The organism is Gorillibacterium sp. CAU 1737 (genome assembly GCF_039888655.1).
In the GTDB taxonomy this organism is placed as follows: Bacteria; Bacillota; Bacilli; order Paenibacillales; family NBRC-103111; genus Gorillibacterium.
On sequence record NZ_JBDQQO010000006.1, the window covers coordinates 186,218 to 205,560 of the forward strand.

Consider the following 19,343-nt stretch of genomic DNA (forward strand, 5'->3'; position numbering starts at 1 on the left):
CCAGAAGGAGTTGAACCCCATGACAAACCTTGTTCTGGATGTCCAAAACGTAACCAAAACCGTCCGCGGCCGAAAGCTGGTCGATTCGCTTCGCTTCTCCGTTCCGAAGGGGCAAATCTGCGGGCTGCTCGGCCCGAACGGCGCCGGCAAGACCACCCTCATCCGCATGATCACCGGATTGATTCGCCCGACCTCCGGTTCAATCGCCATCGGCGGCACCGATGTGCACACCCATCGGCCGGAAGCGCTCGCCAAGCTCGGCGCCATCGTCGAGTCTCCGATCTTCTTCCCGTACCTGACCGGCAGCGGCAACCTGCTGAACCTCGCCCGCCTCGATGCGAGCCTCTCTCCTGCGGAGCAGAAGGATCGCGTCCGCGAGGTGATCGCAACCGTCGGGCTGGAGGGACGCGAGCATGACCGCGTCGGCACCTACTCGCTCGGCATGAAGCAGCGGCTCGGCATCGCCCAGGCCATTCTCGGCCGCCCCGAGCTGATCATCCTCGACGAGCCCGCGAACGGCCTCGACCCGATGGGCATTCGCGAGCTGCGCGAGCTCATCCAGAAGCTGCACGATCAGAGCGGCCTCACCTTCCTGATCTCGAGCCATCTGCTCGACGAAATCCAGAAGATTTGCCCGCAGGTGGTGCTCATGAAGGAGGGACGGCTCGTCTACCACGGCACGACCGATGAGCTTCGAAGCGGCAGCGAAAGCCTGGAGGATGCCTTCGTGGAGAGGATGCTCCGATGATCCGACTCCTCCATAGTGAATGGCAGCGGCTGTGGAAGCATCGCATTTTCCTGCTCATGCTGGCTGCCGTCCCCGTCTCCGCCTATGCCGCAGCGGCCTACATGAAGAAAGCGAATGCCGGAACGGACGCCAGCCTCCCGCAGTATGCCGTTGCCGGCAATTTCAGCGTGCTCGGCTTCGAGGAGATGCTCCTCACCGCCTTCAACCTCGCCGTCATCGTGCTGGCCGCCTACGTCATCACGGACGAATACCGATCCGGGGCGCTCCGGATGGTGATGCAGCGGGCCTATACGTTCGGCCAGCTCCTCGCGGCCAAAGCCATCATCCTATTCGCGGCGATCACCACGCTTTGCCTCGTCTACTTGCTCACGACCCTGCTGGTCGGCGCCGTCATGCTGCCGCATTCGGAGGCGTTCCCGCTCTTTTACCGGGAGGGGACGGTGGATTACATGGGCGGACTGCTGTATGCCCTGCAATTCTACGGCATTGCCCTGCTCTCGCTCGCGGCCATGACGGCTGTCCTCGTCTTCCTTGCCGTGATCAGCCCAACGGTGACGACGGCGATGGGCCTGGGCCTCGGCTTTCTCATCGTCTCTCTCACCGCCCCGATGCTGCTCAGCTATTTTGCTCCGCTGATCGAGACAAACCTTTTCTTCCGCCTGTATTTCTCCTCGATCCCCATGATCCAGTGGCAAGGAATCGTCTACCTCCTGGCCGAACCTCCCCGCTATGCAGGCTGGATGTATGGAGTCCTTGCCACGTACCTGCTCGTGTTCAGCACAGCTGCTTATGCCGTATTCACGCGAAGAGACCGTTGGGTGTAAGGCGCCTGTCCTATTTTTCCGTAATCGAAAGGAGTTATGTCCGATGCTTAACCTGATGAAAGGCGAATGGGCCCGCATGATGGCCCGTACGAAAACCAAAGTCATCCTTATCCTTTATTTTTTGGCTGTTCTGTTCATCTGTGTTTTCCTGAAAGCGATGGGAACCGGAATGGTCGACATCACCCGCTCCTTCCACCTGGACGAGCTGAATCTCTCCCCTTATCTGCTGCGAGAGTTGTCCATCTTGCTCAATTTCCTACTCATTCCGATGCTGGCCGCGGACAGCTTTAATGGGGAATATACCTCTGGCGCCTATCGGATGATGCTGCTGCGTCCAGTCTCCCATGCCCGCTTGGTCACGGCCAAATGGTTGGTCCAGGCACTCATGCTCCTCGCTCTCACACTGGTTACCGGGGTCGTGGGAACGGCCTTCGGCAGACTGTTTCTCCCTTCCGCCGAGACGACGCAGTTTCTGGGGATGTCCCCTGTAGGTCCAGGCAAAGCGCTTGCGTATACGGTTGTCTTTTACCTGATCTTCTATCTCGTGGAGCTGGCGGTGCTCGCCCTTGCGGCGTTCTTCTCCACGATTGCGCCTCATCCCATTCTCGCCTACGCCTGCACGGTATGCGGACTTATCGGAGCCATGTACGTGTCGGATCGCCTCTCATTCCTCTTCAGCTCGTCGGATGCGATCTTTGCCCTCCTGGGCGGGGAAGGCGGAACCAGCATGCTCGTGGTCTCTGCGCTCTGTGTTATGATGGCGTATAGCGCTGTTCTCCTCCTTTGGAAGAAAAGAGATTGGCGCCAGTAAGGCGCTCGTCAAGCGGCGAGGCCTGCTAGAGATCGAAAGAGAGGCGAAGCCTTTTGCTTAAAGAACGCATACTCGTCGTGGACGACGAACCCGATATGGTGGCCTTCATCCAGGATGCGCTGGAGGATGACGGCTACGAGGTCTTAACTGCCACCCGTGGAGACGAGGTCTTTGCCCTGCTTGGAAAAAAGCCGGATCTCATCCTGCTCGATATCATGATGCCTGGGCTGAACGGACTCGATGTCTGCCGTGCGATCCGTGACAAGGCCCTCTGCCCCATCCTCTTCCTGAGCGCGCGCCATACGGAGATCGACCGCATTCAAGGCCTAGCGGCAGGCGGCGACGATTACCTCGTCAAGCCGTTCAGCCTGCGGGAGCTGAAGGCGCGCATCATGGCTCATCTGCGCCGCGAGCAGCGGGCGCATCGGGCTGACAGCCGGACGCTCCTCCATGACGGCGAGCTGACGCTGGATTTAAACAGCCTGACGCTGTTTTGCCGGGAACAGGAGGTTCCGCTCACGCTGCGGGAATTTGAAATTGTCCAGCTTCTCGCTCTGCACGCCGGGCAGGTGTTCTCCCGAGAGCAGATTTACGAAAAGGTGTGGGGCTTTGAGGCGGAAGGAGACTCGGCAACGGTGACCGAGCACGTCAAAAACATCCGCGCCAAGCTTGCCAAATGCGCATCGGGAGCCGACTTTATCTCAACCGTCTGGGGGATCGGGTACAAATGGCAAAGCCGTCGCTCTTGAACCGTTGGTTGAACCGGCAATCGCTTCACCAGCAATTTCGCTCCATCTCGCTCCTCACGCTGGTCAGCACCATTGCCGCCTCGCTCTTCACCTGGATCATCAGTGTCGGCTATGTGTTCGCAGCTGACCTCGGGTTTCCTCATCCGGCTAACACCTACGAGCAGCAGATCCCGGCCATCCTCGCTTACGTGGACGAGCAGCGGGATGCTCTGCTCCGGCCGGAAGCCCGAGCAGCGCTCGAACAATTGATTCCGGCAGAGGGCATCCGCTACCAGGTGGTTACCGCTGCCGGGGACAAGCTCTATGGCACGCTCGAAGGAAGCTTCTTCGCGAGCGGGAAAGCCTTGGTGCACAAATTGAACTCCGTTGATTCGATCGCGGATGGTTCGTTCCTGCGGGTATACCCCGTGCTGGACGAAGGCGGGACGCTGCGGGGGGCGGTGCTGCTCGATTACCGGCTCAGCCTGGCCGATGCGAACCAGGACCGCCCGGTGCTCGCCCGGTTCTTTATCTTAATGAACCTCGCCGTCCCCTTCGTCTGGCTCTCGTTCTTCACCTTCTATTACGGCCGACGCCTTCGGGAACGGATAAAGCCGGAGGTGGGCTACCTGATCGACGCGGCGCACCGCATTGAGCGTCAGGATCTGGACTTCACGCTCCGAACGGTTTCGGGAGCGAAGGAGCTGGAGGAGCTCGGCCTCGCCTTCGAGCGCATGCGGGCCGCCCTCCGGGAGGCGCTGAGCCGCGAGTGGCGCTCCAATCAGGAGCGGCACGACATGGCGGCGGCGATCGCGCACGACCTCCGCACCCCGCTCACCATCGTGCTCGGGCATGCGGACGGGCTGATGGAGAGCCTGGAGAGCGGCGGAAGCATTCCGCCGGAGCGGCTCGACCGCTACGTCCGCACCATCCGGCACAACACCGAGCGGGCGGCTCGGCTCATCCAGGAGATGAACCAGGTCACCGAGCTGCAACGGGAGGGCTTTACCCTCACGCCGGGAGCGGTGCTGGTGGAGCCCTTCTTCTCGCGCAAGGCAGAAGAGTATCGCATGCTCGCCGCGGCGAAGAAGCAGCGCCTCCTCTACGAGTATCGTGATCTGCGCGAGGAGGCCCGGCCCTTCTGGCTCGATGCGAGCCGGATCGAGCAGGTGCTCGACAACCTCGCCGCGAACAGCATCCGCTTCACCCCGGAGGGAGGCGAGCTGCGCCTCGCCATTCGGGTGAAGCCGGGCTGGATTGAGGCGGAGCTGCGGGACAGCGGCCCCGGCTTTACGCCGGAGGACCTGCATCACCTGTTCCGCCTCTTCTACCGCGGCGATCCCGCCCGCTCCGGCTCGGGCTCGCACGAGAAGGGCCATTCCGGCCTCGGCCTCTACCTCGTCCGTACGCTGCTCCACAAGCACGGCGGCGATATCGAGGCAGCCAATCACCCGGACGGAGGGGCGTGGCTCCGCTTCACCCTCCGCGAATTGGCGGAGTAGCGCGGAGCAGCAGCGTGCTTGGAGCAGCCGGTAGGCTGCTGAACGCTAGGACCGAGCCGAACCCGCCGCCGCAAAAAACAAGAGAGTGGCCCGCTAGGATCAAGTCTATGATTGGTATGATCCCCTCACTGTAGACCAGAGGGGATTTTTTGTACCACCAAAGACACGGCTGATGACCCGTCTGGCATCCGTTTAGTCCGCTTGATAGTGCTTTTCTGACTCTTTTAACAAGGTATTCTGATCCCAGACGAGTTTTTGGATAACCCCAGAGTTATAATCTGCCTTCTGCCAATTTAACAAGTATCCATCATGCACTTCAAATTCTGAAAGCATCTCATCACATTGTACTTTAACAAAATTGTTGGCAGATTCATCCCAAACGTATAATGCATAACTGTTATTAAAAGTACCCGGTTCTTCCAAAAAACGAATATCCGCGTAGCCATCCCTATTCGCATCTATAAATTCAATAACATCATAAAATTCTCCGTATGTAGATAATGCCAACCGGTTTTCGCCTTTCTCATTTTTCAGAGTAAAATGATAACGATATGGTCGATTCTCGTCGCGATTTATTTCCCCAAAAAAGTGAGCCCCATCTTTCCCTTGAAGAATCTCATACTCTGCCTTTTCAAAATCGTTCTCGTTGTTAGCCGTGGTTACACGAACATGGGTTGTATAAGAGTCCGCACACTGTATCTTACGTTTATCCACCTCATAATTCGCGGTAGGATCATTTTTGAATAGATACATGTCTAACATACTGGAATCCGATTCAACGAAATAGTAAGCATCCCTATAGTAGACCACATAATTCGTGAGTCTACCTACTGTTACACTATATACTCCGATAATTCCAGAATCATCGGTTACATTCTTATAAATCCTTATTCTCTCATAATCAGGTGATATACCACCTAAATACGATAGGATACTTTCCGTATTGGGGAAATCTTGTTTTTCTATTGAGCGAACCTTTAGGGTTATATTCGTTTCCGGTCTAACCCTCCCCTTATCGACCTTATACGTAAATATTCCGGTATTATCGCTGCGTGTATCCGAGACTAAATGATAATCATCAAAATAGATGATTAATTTTCCATAATGTAATTCCTTATGAGTTTCATCCGCATATGTTTTAGCATTATTAGTTACTTCATGATTGCAAGCAACTAATATCAGTGCAGCTATAATAATGATTCCTAGCGCGATTCTTCTCATATTCCAGAACCCTTTCTTATTGACTACTATTAATTGCTACCAATTATACCATTATCTATTTTTTGTGTTGTCTGCCCTCTAAAAAAACTCGGCGACCGCTCTCCCGTGGATTTCCGGGTAACGATCGCCGCTTAGCTTACTCTTTTCTTATTATCTACTTGACGGGGCTATGACCTATGATGACGAAGGAGCACTCTCTTGTTTATTTTCTATGGAATCAACCTTTTACAAAGGGAATGTTCGTTGGGATGGGTAGTTAATAAGCTCAACGCTCTCATTCGTTACGCCAGCCGATTCGGTTCTACGGGCTTGCTCAGCCAGTGCTCGTCCGTCTGCACATGGTTTTTGCGGACAAATTTGGCCACCGACTGCTTGAAGGCTTCATAGCGGAACCCGGAGGCCAACCGGACCACATACCCTTCCTGCTCTCCGCCGTACCGGGATTCCTTCGTGTAACAGGACAGCAAATGATAGATTCGGGAGGCTCCGGCATCGCCTCCATGCAGAATCTCCATGTGAAAGCTTACCCGGTTCACCACCTGCAGCACGAACTCGTCCTCGTAGCCCAGCTCCAGTAGTACGTGACAAGCGATTGCGGCGGAGACATGCTCATGCCCAAAGTACGAATAATAGCCGCGATTCGACTTCCAGACCTTGCAAAAGGGCTTGCCTGCATCATGGAACAAAGCCGCCAGCTGCATGGCCAGACGATGCTCCCCTTCATAGAACGTATCGATATATTCCAGAACGGCATACGTATGCCGGGACAAGGTCCGCGTATGATAGGGATTCTCCTGATCAAACCCCACCATCTCGGCAAAATGCGGCGACCGGGTCAAGTAGGCGAAAAGCTCGTCATGCCCCACCTTCGCGGCCAGCAGCTCCTCCAGTCCAGCTCGGGTGAGAGGTTTCGGCAGCTTATCCTCCCTTGGGGTATGCACCAGATGCAGTCGCTCAAAGCCTTCCGCCAGCACGGGAAACTCGAAGTTCTTCGCATACTTCTCCAGCACCTTGTCCTCGATGGTTCGCTTTCGAGCTCGAACCCGATCCCGGGCCACTTCATAAGGAGCGGCAAGGATGTGGCAATGGACGGGGACCTCCTGGAATCGCTTGAGAAGTTGGACGCGTCGGTCTCGGGCGATGTTAGTCGCGTCGAAGACGACATTTCTTCCTGCCCTCAGGGCCTGCTCGATCTCGCGATAAGCCTCATGGAAAACAACATAGGAGCTGCGCTGCTTGCTCTCGGAGCCGAACAACCTCTCTCGGATCTCATCCGTTGCAACCCGCACGGCTCGTTCTCGCTTGCTGCATACCTCAGCATAGTAGCTTTTGCCGCTGCCCGGAATGCCTACCAGCATGTGAATGCTATTCATAAAGTTCACCTCCTTTCCTGTGGGCAGCCCTCCTCGGGATGAATGACCGGTCATTCAAATGCCTGAAAGAAGCTGCGTCTCAGTTCATAATAGTCGGGTACCCCATGCGCGCGGTAGGTACAAAATGGATATAACCAAAAAAAGAACCCCGCTCCAGCGAGTGTTCCCCACCCGTGTCGTTGGATTCTTGGCTTGTTTCGATTCCGTGTTGTTCCATGCCTTGCCATCAGGCTATCATAGCCATCTTGTGAAACCTGCGGACAGGCGTTATCCCCGCAGCTCCTTAAATCGGCTTACGTATTGCGAAGCGAGAGAAGCAATCTCCTCATAGCGCCCCTTCTTGGCCGGGGCGGTCAGGTTGCCGCCGATGCCAACGGCGACGCAGCCGGCCGCAAGCCACTGCTCCATGTTGGCGAGATCGACGCCGCCGGTTGGCATGATGTTGACATGCGGCATCGGGCCCTTCACCGCTTTCACAAAATCGGGGCCGAAGGCGCTGCCTGGAAACAGCTTGAGTATATCTACACCCGCCTTGAGCGCTTCCTTGATCTCCCCAAGTGTAAGAACGCCCGGCATATATGAAATGCCATACAGATTGCAGATGCGTGCGGTCTCCTCATCGAAGGAAGGGCTCACGATGAACTCCGCTCCGGCGAGCATCGCCACGCGGGCCGTAACCGGATCGAGAACCGTGCCCGCTCCGATCAAGGCGCGTTCGCCATACTCTGCAACCAGTCGGCGAATAACCTCCTCCGCTCTCGGTGTCGTAAACGTGACTTCAATCGAGGTCAGGCCTCCCTCGATGCAGGCAGCCGACATCCGGCAGGCCTCGTCGGGATGGTCGGCCCGGATGACGGCGACGACTCCGCATTCGGCAAGGCTCTTCAGCACCTTCAGCTTCTTCATGAGCGATATCCCTCCCTAAAATGGGCTTCAGTTCTCAAAGTTTACTAAACTATATTCCTTTGTCGCCCTCATAGTAATCGGAAATACGGCCAATCGTCAACGATTTATTAGGGTGAAAAAGATACACTCTTTCGACATCCTCTCGTAAATTATTCCTCCTTGTACAAAACCGGTTTACGTGTTACTTTCGAAGGGATTCCGGGCTGCTCGTTGAGGAATGAGGAGGAGTGCACCATGAGCAATGAGTTTGCGGCTGTCACGTTCGGAGAGCCGATGGCGATGTTTTATGCAAATGAGGTCGGGGACCTGCACGAGGTTCATTCGTTCACACGGGCGCTGGCAGGCGCAGAGAGCAACGTTGCCGTCGGGCTCAGCCGGCTCGGCCACAAAACCGGTTATTTCACGAAGCTGGGGAACGATCATCTGGGGACCTACATTCGGAGCGCGCAAGATCGGGAGGGCATCGATACGAGTGCGATCCGTATTCGGAACGACCGTTCGACCGGCATCCTGATCAAGGCCAAGACGCAGAGCGGAGACCCGAAGGTGGAGTACTTCCGGCATAATTCGGCAGCCTCCACGCTCGAGGTCCCCGATTTTGACGAAGCGTACTTCAATCGGGCGGGCCATCTGCATGCGACGGGGATTACGGCCGCCCTCTCTCCAACAGCCAGAGCCTTCAGCTTTCATGCTATGAAGCATATGCGTCATCAAGGGAAAACTGTTTCGTTCGACCCCAATCTCCGCCCCGTCCTCTGGCCAGATCAGGAGACAATGGTTCGGACGATCAACGAGCTCGCCGCTTGCTGCGACTGGATATTCCCCGGTGTGAACGAAGGGGAACTGCTGACCGGCAGCTCCGATCCCGAGAAAATGGCTTCCTTCTATCTGGAGCTTGGCGTCAAGCTCGTCGTCATCAAGCTCGGGCCGGAAGGAGCCTACTACAAGACCGAAGAGGAAGAGGGCGTCGTACCCGGCTTCCGTGTGGATCAAGTTGTCGACACCGTAGGTGCGGGTGACGCCTTCGCCACGGGGGTCATCAGCGCACTTCTTGAGCGAGAGCCGCTCTCCGAAGCCGTAAAGCGCGGCAATGCGCTCGGTTCGCTCGCGGTGCAGGCACCCGGCGACATGGACGGCTTGCCGACGCGCCCCGAGCTGGAGGCCTATTTGAAGCGTCACGGGCGCTGAGCAGAGGGCCTTCGGCTCCTCTCAACAGGCCACTGCCCTCGCCAAGCCTCCGACTCCGATAGAACAAACAAGGAAAGCAGCTTCTCCCTGCCGGGAGAGGCTGCTTTTTTTAGGGTTGACTCTACCATTATGCGAGACATTATGGTTAGATAGAGCTCAAAAATCACATATATGTGAGGAACCGAACATGTTAAAAATTGGAGATTTTTCGCGGCTGTCCCGGGTCAGTATCCGCATGCTGCGTCACTACGACGAGATTGGCCTCCTCGTTCCGGAGAGCATTGACGCCTTCACCGGGTACCGGTACTACAGCGAATCGCAGCTTCCTCTTGCCAACCGGATCGACTCCTTCAAGCAGATGGGGTTCAGTCTGGCCGTCATCGCCGACATTCTGAGCACCTGCAGCGATGCGGATGCCCTGAATCGGTATCTTCTCATCAAGAGAACCGAGCTGAACGAGCAAGCCGGAAGGATCAATCGGCAGCTGCAGGAGCTGGAAGCGACCCTAAGCCAAATCAGAAAGGATGAATATGTCATGGAATACGTAGTCACCGTCAAAGAAATGCCCCAGCGTCAGGTAGCGAGCCTGCGTCGGCACATTCCGGCTTACGATCAAGAAGCGATTCTCTGGGAGGAGCTGATGAGAGAATTGACCTCGCGTTCGATTTCCTACTCCACTCCGTGTTATTCGCTTGCGGTCTTTCACGACGCGCAGCACCAAGAGGAAAATCCCGATGTGGAGGTTCAGATTTCCGTGCAAGGAAGCTACGCAAGCAGCGGCAGCGTGCAATTCAAGCAAGTGCCCTCCGCCCTCATCGCTTCCGCCACCTACAACGGCGGCTACGATCAGCTTGTCGGCGTCAATCAGGCGGTTGCTCAATGGGTCCGCGACCATGACTATGAGTTCGACGGAGCGATGTTCCTCATCTATCACGTGAGCCCGTCGCAAACGAAGAATCCCGAGGAATGGGTTACGGAAGTCTGCTTCCCTGTGAAAAAGAAGGCCTAACCTCGCTTGACCGGTCCGGCATGACCGGCTAAGCAACGAGAACGCCCGTACCCACTGCCCCTAGTAAGACGGGGACAGTGGGTACGGGCTTATTTTGCGGGGCTGTGATTCATCGAGACTGGCGGGCGCATTCGCGCAGGCGTTCCTTCCGCTCAATGAGGGGATGGAAGGCCCTTCACCGACGAGCCGCGAATCAGCTCGGGATGGAAGCGATAGGTGATGGGGACCCCGACATCCTTGCCCTCAATGCGAGCCAGAATCGTCTTTGCTGCCTGCGTACCCATTTCGGACGCCGGTTGGCGCAGCGTCGTGATCACCGGATTGTAGATGGAGGCGAAGGCCGCCTCATCGATTCCGATGATCGACAGCTCGTCGGGAATGGCGATACCCCTGCGATTCGCAGCCTTGAGGACCTCCGCGAGCACCAGGTCGTTCGCCGCGAGCAGCGCCGTCGGCGGCTCCGGGAGAGCGAGCATGCGCTCGAGCTCCTCTCCAATGCGATCCACCGGCACACTGGCGAGGCAGGCTTCGTTCACCGCAAGGCCTGCCTCCTCCATCGCCCGCCGGAAGCCACTCACCCGCTCTTTGCGCGGCGTGATGGCCCGCGGCCCGAGGGCGAGCGAGAGCAGGCCGATGCGGGTGTGCCCCCGGCCCACAAACTCATCCACCGCGAGCCGGGCGGCGCGCTCGTTGTCGAGCAGCAGGCTGTGGGCCGTCACCCCGTCCACCAGTCGATCTAGGAAGACGAAGGGTACGTCCTCGTCAACGAGCTGCTTGTACATCGCATGGCGGTGGCCGGTGGGAAAGAGGATCAAGCCATCCACCTTGCGGGCGATCAAGTCCTCGATGGCGCGTCCTTCGAGATCGGGATTTTCGTCAGCGTTGCAGATCATTACCTGATTTCCCCGCCTCACCAGCTCGCTCTCGATGGCACGGATGCACTCGATGGACAACGTATAGCGGATGTCCGCGACGACGATGCCCACGGTTCGAGTCCGCTTTTGCTTCAGGCTGCGGGCCGCTCCGTTCGGCCTGTAATTCAGCCGGTCAATCACCTCGGCAATTCGCTTTCTCGTCTCTTCGCTCATATACGCATAGCGCTCGTTCAGGTATTGCGAGACCGTGCTTTTGGAGACGCCCGCTTCCCGGGCGACATCGTTGATGGTCGACTTTTTCATAAGGGAATCCCGTTTCTTTCTTCTGCCGCCATATCCGGCAACATCGTGTTTGCCCCAGTATACCGGAATTCTCGCCATCCAACCATGCCCCCTGAACTTCGATCTCCACTTACTCCTCCTCCGCTAGTGGATTCCTTTTCCGATCCTAACAAATGAACTTATATGAACATTCTTTTGTTCATTTAATCTTGAAATGAACCGTTCGGACGTTTATGATGAAGGTATCCCCTTTCATACTTGGACAAAAGGAGAGGACCCTGATGGAGAGACGATATGCATCCCACCCTCATGAGGTGAAGCAGTTTGACACGGATCGGCTGCGCAAGGAGTTCCATGTTCCGATTCTGTTTGCTCCGAATGAGCTGAAGCTCACGTTGACTCACGAGGACCGCATGATCATCGGCGGCGCGATGCCGGTCACCGAAGCGGTTGCCTTGACCACGGACCTGAAGGAGCTTGGCGTTGCCTTTTTCCTGGAGCGTCGGGAACTCGGCATCATCAATGTGGGAGGCCCGGGCACCGTGGTGGCGGACGGAACGAGCTATTCCCTCGGCTTGAAGGACTGCCTCTACGTAGGCAAGGGCACCGAGACCGTCACATTCCACAGTGATGATCCCGCGAGCCCGGCGAAGTTCTACCTCAACTCCGCTCCCGCGCATCAGAACTATCCTACTGTTCTCACGACGCTGGCGGAGGCCGAATCGGCTGAGCTCGGCTCGATCGAAAGCTCCAATGAACGCTCCATCCACCGCATCATCCACGCGAAGGGCATCCAGAGCTGCCAGCTCGTCATGGGCCTCACCCAACTGAAGTCCGGAAACATGTGGAACACGATGCCCGCCCATACCCATCCCCGCCGGATGGAGGCGTATTTCTACTTCGGCTTGCCGGAGGACGCGATGGTGGTGCACTTGATGGGGCAGCCGGAGGAGACCCGTCACCTCATCGTGCGCAACGAGCAAGCGGTCATCTCCCCCAGTTGGTCCATTCACAGCGGTGTCGGTACGAGCAGCTACACCTTCATCTGGAGCATGGCCGGTGATAATATTCGCTACGATGATATGGACCCTGTTCCCATGAGCTTGCTACAATAGGAGGAAACTACGCGAAACGAGAGGTACGCGATGAATCCGATCCGAAGGCATGAAAAAATCATGGAACTGCTCCTGCAGCAAAAAGAGGTAACCGTCCAGGAGCTGAGCGCTCAGCTTGGCGTGACGGGCAAGACGATCCGGGAGGACTTGAGCCTGCTTGAAGAGCGCGGCTTCGTTCTCCGGGTGCATGGCGGTGCGATGCTCGCGCAGAGCGAGCAGTTCGGCATCCTCCCTTCCCGGGAGCCGCTGACGATCTTCTCCGAGGAAAAGACGGAGATCGCCGCCAAAGCTTGCGCTCTCCTGGAGCCGAACGACATCATTGCCCTCGACGGAGGCAGCACGACCCTCGCCATCGCCCGCGCTATTGGAAGCTTGCCGCTTACCGTCGTGACAAACGATCTATACATCATCAGCGAGCTGGTACCCAAGAGCAACGTCCGTCTGGTCGTCCCCGGCGGATCCCGTGTTCGCAACGTGCTCACCGGTCCCGAGGCCGTCTCGTATCTGTCTCATCTCAATTTGAAAAAGGCGTTCGTATCCGCCACTGCGGTCCATCCTGAGAACGGCTTGTCCGTCTACACGACGGATTCTCTGGAATACAAGCAGGCGCTCGTGAGGACGGCCAACCACGTCTATGCCGTTGCCGACCATCATAAGTTCGGCCGTACGGCCCTGCGCACGTTCGCGCGGCTGTCGGATGTCGAGCTCATCCTGACCGACAGCGGATTATCGACCGAGCAGGCAGAGGAATTCCGCAAGGCTGGCGTTCGGGTGGACCGGGACTAGAGCCGCCTCTCAGAAGCCTGGATCGGTTCCTCGGGATGGAGCGTCTCACCTCATCTGCCAAAGGAGCTGTCATCATGACCTCTTACTTCGATCTGTCGGGCAACACCGCCCTGGTCACCGGAAGTGCCCGCGGCCTCGGCCAAGGGATCGCGCTTGCGCTCGCCGAAGCAGGAGCCGACCTCATCTGCGTTTCGCTTACTTCGAGTGAAGAAACCGTCCGTTCAGCGGAAGCATTCGGCGGGAAGGCCCTCGGTATAGAAGCTGATCTCGGCGACCACAGCAAGCTGCAGGGCGTCTTCGATGAAGCGCTCACCTTAACCAGGCGCGTCGACATTCTCGTGAACAACGCCGGAATCATTCGCCGCGCCCCGGCCAAGGACCATTCCGCGCAGGATTGGTTCGACGTGATCAACCTGAACCTGAGCACCGCGTTCCTGCTCACGCAGATCGCGGGTCGCCACATGCTGGAGCGCGGCTCCGGCAAGGTGATCAACATCTGCTCCATGCTCTCATACCAGGGTGGCATCAACGTGCCCGGCTACACAGCGAGCAAGCACGGCATTGCCGGGCTGACCAAGGCCTTCGCGAACGAATGGGCCGCAAGCGGCATTCAAGTCAACGGCATCGCCCCGGGCTACATGGCGACGGACAACACGGCTCCGATTCGGTCAGACGAAGAACGTACCCGTTCCATTACCGATCGAATCCCGGCCGGGCGTTGGGGAACAGCCGAGGATGTGAAGGGCCCCGCCATCTTCCTGGCCTCCTCTGCCTCCGATTATGTGAACGGCCACGTCCTCTGCGTCGACGGCGGCTGGATGGCCCGCTGAGCAGGGCGATCGATCGAAAGGCGCATGCAGCCTCTTCGATTTCAATCCATTGAAGCCAAAAGCCCCTTGTTTCCGCACTTTGCGGGAAACAAGGGGCTTTTTCATCGGTTTGGATGCAGCGCCAAGCGCGGATTTGATGCGGCGCCGCTTAAAGCCGAATGATCGTCGTGCCATGCGGCTTGACGATCTTGACCTCTCCCTCGTGCACGCTGACGCCGAGCCGCATGGCCGCCTCCCTCGCCGCGTCTGCCGTCAAGGCGTCCGGGTGGGCATCGGGCGTCGAGCCTGGACGCCCGTAAAAGAGGCCGGCGAGCAGGTGGGTTCCGGGGGGAAGCGCGGTCCGCAAAGTTGGAATCACCGTGCGCGGGTGGAGCACGTTCGTATTCGCCTGCGGGTAGAGAACCTCTGCCTGCGAAAATCCAACGAGTCCGTAAGCGCCGACCGCGCCGTGTTCCGTGCGGGCCCAGACGCCGCAATTCTCAACCCCGCTTCCCGGGCCGGTGCTCCCAAGGCCCAGGGCAAAGCCCCCTTCCGCCGCATCCAGCCCTCGCCTCGTCTTGATGAGATGGACCCGGGCATGCCAAGGAAGTCCGGCGATGACCCAGGTCTCCACCTCGACATCGCGCCACGGTTGCCAGCGCGCATAGAGTACGTCGCCCTTGATGCGCGTCTCCTCGTTCCGTCGGCGGACGCGGAACAGGTTATCCTCCTCCGACAACGCCAGCATTGAGTCGAAGGCGCCTTGCCAAAGCCCCCACTCGGCACGGGGGACGCTGAAGCCGAACGCAGTGGAATAGGCGAACTTTTCGTACTTCGCTGACGTGTGCGTGTGCTCGTTCGAGGATCGATGCCCGCTGTTGAAGGCCGCCACATGCCCCGTCTCCTCGTCTCGACACAGCACGAGATGAGGCTCCGGCTGAATGGAGAGCTTGGGCAGCGTCGGCAAGGGCTCCTCGTCGACCTTCCAGAAGGGGTGATCGTCAGGCAAAGCAAGCACGAGAAAGGTTTTAAACGCCCAATAGGGGGAGCCGGGGGCGTTGTAATTCTCCGCCATCACGAGGTTCGGGTAGCCGTACCCTACCGTGAGCACACCAGCTGCATCGAGAATCGGCTGCTTCCACCACCAGCGCAGGTGACGCAGGACGAGCCCTTTGAGCATGCCCGTTGTAAGCCCCGGCACCTCGACTTCCGCATAAGCCAAAGCGCTCCAGAACGCCGCCTGTGCGAAGCGGTAGGTCAAGCTGCGGCCATACGGCACTGCTGAGCCGTCCGGAGAGAACCACTGGAGGAAATCGGCCGCAAAGGCCGCCGCCCGCTCCTTGAAGAGCGTTGCCCGCTGCGGGTCTTCCTCACCCATGAAGGTGGCGTAAAGCAGCCCGTAATAGTGAATGGCAAACGGGATGTAGTAATCGCTATGCCCCCCTTCGCCGTCACTGTACCAGCCTCGTCCGAGGTAGAACGACTCCATCCGGTCGAGATTCGCCTCCATAAGCTCCTGGTTCACCGGCAAGCCTACACGGCGAAAGCCGAGGTTCACCATGATGGGGAAGAACAGCCAGTTGCAATCGCAACAGGAATGATCGTTCACCTGACTCAGCCAAGCGTAGAGGTTGGCTTTTTCCTTCTCCTCCAGAGGCTCCCACAGTTTCTCGGGGATCAGGCATAAGCCGAGCCCGATCGCCGCCATCTCAACGAGACGCTGGTCATAATCGTTGACCTCGCCCCAGTAATCCTCGCTGTCCGGGTCGGTTCCCGCCAGAATTCCACGCAGGCATCGCGACCACCACGCTTCGCTCTCGCCTTCTTCGGAATCCCCCGCCACGTAGGGAGCCATCCCCCACAGGAGCCGCGAGAATCCCTCCATGTCGGCGACGGGATGCGGATGCCCTGCCCCGCTGTACCGGAGCGCGAGGCGTCCCCCTCCTTCGCTGAGATGCTCCTCCAGCGGCATGAGCAGATGACGAAGCGCCTCCTGAACGTCCCGTTTCGTCCGCATCGGGCTCTTGCGAAGCTGATCGGCTGCAATCGACCACTCTCTATGCTCTTTCATGCTCAGAACCTCCTCATTCCCACGGAATTGGACCGATGCCCTTCAGGCGCGCCAGTCCTTCCACAAAAAAGTAATCGCCATAGATGAGCGGCACATCGAGATTCCTCTGCTCGGGATAATGGCTTGTGCCGTGCTTCAGCAAGCCCTCCTCCTGAGCATCGTTCCACGAGCCGCAGCGCTCATCCAGCGCCTGAAGCAGACGCTCGCCCATCCGCCGATAGACATGGCCGTCTTCTTCGCCTCCCTTGTCGGCCAGAAGCAGTAGCCCGCTGGCCGCGCAAGCCCCGGCCGAGGAGTCGCGAAGCTCCTGCAGCTCCAGTGGAGCGCGGAAGTCCCATGCCGGAATGAGATCATCCGGCAGGCGGCTCAGGAAGAAGTTCGCAACCCGCTGAGCCGCTTCCAGGTAATCAGCCTTGCCCGTATGATGGTACGCGAGAGTCAATCCATAGAGGGCCCAAGCCGTCCCCCGCGACCAGGCTGATTCGGGAGCATACCCTTGCCCGCCGAGAGCCTCTTGCCTCTCCCCCGTGATCGGATCGAAGAGGACCACATGGTAAACCGACCCGTCCGCTCGCACAAAATGCTTTACTACCGTATCCATGTGCGCCTCCGCCACATGGGCGTAGCGGGGGTCGCCGCTCGTCCGAGACGCCCAGAACAGGAGCGAGACATTCATACAGCAGTCGATGATGGCGAGCCCTGTGTTCCGGTCTCCCTCATGCCACGGGTTCCAGGCACGGAGGAAGCCGCCCTTCAGGTTGAAGCGTCCGGCCAAGTAATTGGCCGCCTTGAGGGCCCGAATGCGGGAAGCCTCACTTCCGCTTCGTTTGTAGGAGGCCACACTCGTCAGCGTCCACATGAAGCCGAGATCATGATCCAGCCGCACGAAGCCGTCCAGCACGGAGTCGAGCCGCTCCTCGCACTCCCCGGCCAGACGGGCCAATTCCTCTTCCCCGCTTCCGCTGTAGAGGAGCCCTAGCATGCCGGGCCAGAAGCCCGCCGTCCACCATTCCGGTTCCGCCAGCCCATAGCGTCCGCCTTCGCTCGCATGCGGAAAGCCCGCTCCGATTCGCTTCGCATTCGTCAGCGTCTTCTCCAAAGCCCGGCGCCATGCCTCGTCTACCCAGCTTTCCGACGGGGACACTTGCGACGCATTCCTCTTTTCCCGTTCGCTTGTCATGATCGCTCCTCCTCTGCACTCTCCTGATAGAGAAAGTCAAACCGCGCTTCCCCACTTACCTGCGGCTCCCGCAAGTGGAAATCAACCGTGTACCAAACCGCGTCCGCTCCTTCATGGTCCCGGAACGTTCGCTCCGTTACCTCGGGTGTCCACCGTTCGGCGTCATACGTCATCCGAATCGACAGGCCGCATTTTCCCATGAGGCGAATTCCGCTCGCTTCCACCATCGGAGGAATCCGCGTCACGAACCGCTCCGTCAAGTTCACCGGAAGCCCGTCATCCGAACAAAAGGAATCAAGCAGCGTAAGACGAGGCAGCTCCTCCTTCTCCCAACGCCAGGTCCGTTTAAGCGATCGAACCCCGGAACCCGGATAGGCTCCAGCCAGCTCTACCGAGAAGAGGTCCTCGTGCTCCCCGCATACCGCCTCCGCCACAGGAGCCGAAAAAGCAATTCCTGGCATCTGCAATTGACCATTCATAATCGGCACGGAATGTCCCTGCGATCCATTGCAGGCGTACGCATACCGCCCTTCGCCGAAGTAATCCCGGGTGTACTCTCCACAGCCCAGGTCTGCAAGAAGCACCTCTCCGCGAGCCACGATCAGAAAATGGCCCAGGTCGTTGTGATTGTGCGGCTCTCCATTGTGCCCTCCCTTTGCCGCAAACCCGAAGGTCCCGGCTCGGGTATGCACGCGGGAAATCCACCACCTCGCATCCGGGAGGTACCAGCTTCCAGGAGGCCAATCTGTTTCCCCCGTAGATCGAGACTTCCACAGCAGGCTGCGGAAGGCCGGCGCCCAACGGCTGCAGGCATCCTCCGTGTAAGGAGCCCGAAGGGAGGCCGGCGGAGCTTGAACATTCGGAAGCTTGTTGGCCAGATAATGCGAGAGTCCGATGGAAACGCTTGCAAAAGGATCAGCATCGGAGAAGTTGACCGCCGCTCTTCCTCCAAGAAAAGCTACCTGCTGGAAGCCGGCGATCCGCTTCACTTTCTCCTCATGAAACCAATTCCGCTCTCCCGAGGTTCTCCGGTCAAGCAAGTCTGCATAGTAAACGAAGTACCCGAAGCCATAATTCCAGTACCCCAGACCTTCCAGGCAAGCTCCGTCATCGTCAAACCCTCGCAGGTAAGCGCTCATGCTCTTCTCGGTCCTTAGTAAAATGCGCCGAAGCCGATTCTCATCCTTCAGGAGCAGCAAAGCCGCCGAGCCGAGAGAGCCTGCACACACCGCCGACCAATTGTGCTCCGCCTCCTCCCAACCATATGGCCCGCCCTCAAGAAAGGGGCGGAACAGCCGCTCCTCCACCAATTCCTCCATACGAGCTCGAAGGAATGGCGGAAGCTGATCCCCGAGCAGCACCGAGAGCTCGGCCAGAGAGAATCCGGTTTCGGCCGCAAACAGGTCGATCTCCCCGGTGAAGGAACGAGCCGGATCCACATGTGCCGGGAGGCACCAGGTAAACTCGCTGCACACGGACCACAGACTCTCCAGCAGCGCAGCCCGATGCTCTTCCCGGTTCGGATGATCCGGGAGCAAGAGGGCAAGCAGGGCGAACGTGTTCATTCGCCGCCTCTGCTCGAAATAGACGCGTTCATACTCCAGCCGGGACCCTCGCTCGGCAAAAAGCGCAAACCGGGCATAGCTCAGGACGGGGGCAGGGGAATTGAGCAAGCGAGCTCCCTCCTGCAAGAGCTCCTCCCGTTCTTCCCGAAAGGCATCCTCCTCGCGGAATGCGCGCCGAAACGCCTCCCACTCCTCTTCAGACCCGTAGAGCCTTCGGCCAGCAGGGCGGAAGGGGCCCCACACCCGATTTTCCAGCTTGAATCCGTCCGAAGTCATCCGAGATCACTCCTTCTCCGAAGGGACCGTCTTCCCTTTATGTTCGATGTGAACGATTCATAATGTTCGTTTCG

Annotated in this window: 16 protein-coding genes and 2 pseudogenes; 10 read left to right on the forward strand and 8 right to left on the reverse strand. The window is 58.3% G+C overall.

Annotated features, from left to right (window positions below):
- Positions 1-19: 19 nt before the first annotated feature.
- The 5 genes from AAFN83_RS14430 to AAFN83_RS14450 are packed head-to-tail and all read left to right on the forward strand — an operon-like array spanning position 20 to position 4,613.
- Complete coding sequence (locus AAFN83_RS14430; protein ID WP_347770536.1) at positions 20-748, forward strand: ABC transporter ATP-binding protein; 729 nt, start codon at positions 20-22, stop codon at positions 746-748.
- Positions 745-1,572 carry an ABC transporter permease gene (locus AAFN83_RS14435; RefSeq protein ID WP_347770538.1) on the forward strand — a complete coding sequence of 276 codons (828 nt, stop codon included), beginning with the start codon at positions 745-747 and terminating at the stop codon, positions 1,570-1,572. Before AAFN83_RS14430 ends, AAFN83_RS14435 begins: the two co-directional genes overlap by 4 nt.
- A gap of 43 nt (positions 1,573-1,615) precedes the next feature.
- The gene (locus tag AAFN83_RS14440) at positions 1,616-2,383 is read left to right on the forward strand and encodes an ABC transporter permease (RefSeq protein ID WP_347770540.1); all 768 of its coding nucleotides are present in this window, start codon (positions 1,616-1,618) and stop codon (positions 2,381-2,383) included.
- Between the two features lie 53 nt (positions 2,384-2,436).
- Positions 2,437-3,132: a response regulator transcription factor gene (locus AAFN83_RS14445; RefSeq protein ID WP_347770542.1), complete on the forward strand. Its 696-nt coding sequence runs from the start codon at positions 2,437-2,439 to the stop codon at positions 3,130-3,132.
- A complete protein-coding gene (locus AAFN83_RS14450) occupies positions 3,111-4,613 on the forward strand; it encodes a HAMP domain-containing sensor histidine kinase (protein WP_347770544.1) in 1,503 nt (500 codons plus the stop codon). The genes AAFN83_RS14445 and AAFN83_RS14450 overlap by 22 nt, the downstream gene beginning before the upstream one ends.
- A gap of 192 nt (positions 4,614-4,805) precedes the next feature.
- Here AAFN83_RS14450 and AAFN83_RS14455 read toward each other — a convergent pair whose 3' ends face one another.
- The 4 genes and pseudogenes from AAFN83_RS14455 to AAFN83_RS14470 form a co-directional block, all read right to left on the reverse strand.
- Complete coding sequence (locus AAFN83_RS14455; RefSeq protein WP_347770546.1) at positions 4,806-5,834, reverse strand: hypothetical protein; 1,029 nt, start codon at positions 5,832-5,834, stop codon at positions 4,806-4,808.
- Positions 5,835-6,115: 281 nt separating this feature from the next.
- Positions 6,116-6,295: pseudogene (locus AAFN83_RS14460) on the reverse strand (RNA ligase family protein); the annotation flags it as partial.
- A 57-nt stretch (positions 6,296-6,352) separates the two neighbouring features.
- A pseudogene (locus AAFN83_RS14465) lies at positions 6,353-7,261 on the reverse strand (AAA family ATPase); the annotation flags it as partial.
- 213 nt (positions 7,262-7,474) lie between these two features.
- A complete protein-coding gene (locus AAFN83_RS14470; protein ID WP_347770548.1) occupies positions 7,475-8,113 on the reverse strand; it encodes a bifunctional 2-keto-4-hydroxyglutarate aldolase/2-keto-3-deoxy-6-phosphogluconate aldolase in 639 nt (212 codons plus the stop codon).
- 234 nt (positions 8,114-8,347) lie between these two features.
- Here AAFN83_RS14470 and AAFN83_RS14475 point away from each other — a divergent pair, with 234 nt between their 5' ends.
- Together AAFN83_RS14475 and AAFN83_RS14480 are read left to right on the forward strand one after the other, a co-directional pair.
- Positions 8,348-9,301 (forward strand): sugar kinase, encoded by a 954-nt coding sequence (locus tag AAFN83_RS14475; RefSeq protein WP_347770549.1) that lies wholly within the window; start codon positions 8,348-8,350, stop codon positions 9,299-9,301.
- A 187-nt stretch (positions 9,302-9,488) separates the two neighbouring features.
- Positions 9,489-10,310 (forward strand): MerR family transcriptional regulator, encoded by an 822-nt coding sequence (locus AAFN83_RS14480; RefSeq protein WP_347770551.1) that lies wholly within the window; start codon positions 9,489-9,491, stop codon positions 10,308-10,310.
- A gap of 152 nt (positions 10,311-10,462) precedes the next feature.
- Here AAFN83_RS14480 and AAFN83_RS14485 read toward each other — a convergent pair whose 3' ends face one another.
- The gene (locus tag AAFN83_RS14485) at positions 10,463-11,488 is read right to left on the reverse strand and encodes a LacI family DNA-binding transcriptional regulator (RefSeq protein WP_347770770.1); all 1,026 of its coding nucleotides are present in this window, start codon (positions 11,486-11,488) and stop codon (positions 10,463-10,465) included.
- Between the two features lie 260 nt (positions 11,489-11,748).
- On the opposite strand from AAFN83_RS14485, the gene kduI reads away from it, so the two are divergent.
- The 3 genes from kduI (at position 11,749) to kduD (ending at position 14,198) form a co-directional block, all read left to right on the forward strand.
- On the forward strand, positions 11,749-12,582 hold the full coding sequence (gene kduI / locus AAFN83_RS14490) for a 5-dehydro-4-deoxy-D-glucuronate isomerase (RefSeq protein ID WP_347770553.1): 834 nt from the start codon (positions 11,749-11,751) through the stop codon (positions 12,580-12,582).
- Between the two features lie 30 nt (positions 12,583-12,612).
- Positions 12,613-13,368 carry a DeoR/GlpR family DNA-binding transcription regulator gene (locus tag AAFN83_RS14495; RefSeq protein ID WP_347770555.1) on the forward strand — a complete coding sequence of 252 codons (756 nt, stop codon included), beginning with the start codon at positions 12,613-12,615 and terminating at the stop codon, positions 13,366-13,368.
- A gap of 74 nt (positions 13,369-13,442) precedes the next feature.
- Positions 13,443-14,198: a 2-dehydro-3-deoxy-D-gluconate 5-dehydrogenase KduD gene (gene kduD / locus AAFN83_RS14500; RefSeq protein WP_347770557.1), complete on the forward strand. Its 756-nt coding sequence runs from the start codon at positions 13,443-13,445 to the stop codon at positions 14,196-14,198.
- Between the two features lie 148 nt (positions 14,199-14,346).
- On the opposite strand, the gene AAFN83_RS14505 is transcribed toward kduD, so the two are convergent.
- Genes AAFN83_RS14505 through AAFN83_RS14515 form a run of 3 tightly spaced genes read right to left on the reverse strand, consistent with a single transcriptional unit; the run spans position 14,347 to position 19,269 of the window.
- The gene (locus AAFN83_RS14505) at positions 14,347-16,248 is read right to left on the reverse strand and encodes a DUF2264 domain-containing protein (protein ID WP_347770559.1); all 1,902 of its coding nucleotides are present in this window, start codon (positions 16,246-16,248) and stop codon (positions 14,347-14,349) included.
- 13 nt (positions 16,249-16,261) lie between these two features.
- Entirely contained in the window at positions 16,262-17,428 is a 1,167-nt protein-coding gene (locus AAFN83_RS14510) for a glycosyl hydrolase (protein ID WP_347770561.1), read from the reverse strand.
- The gene (locus AAFN83_RS14515) at positions 17,425-19,269 is read right to left on the reverse strand and encodes a heparinase II/III family protein (protein ID WP_347770563.1); all 1,845 of its coding nucleotides are present in this window, start codon (positions 19,267-19,269) and stop codon (positions 17,425-17,427) included. Before AAFN83_RS14515 ends, AAFN83_RS14510 begins: the two co-directional genes overlap by 4 nt.
- Positions 19,270-19,343: the final 74 nt, after the last annotated feature.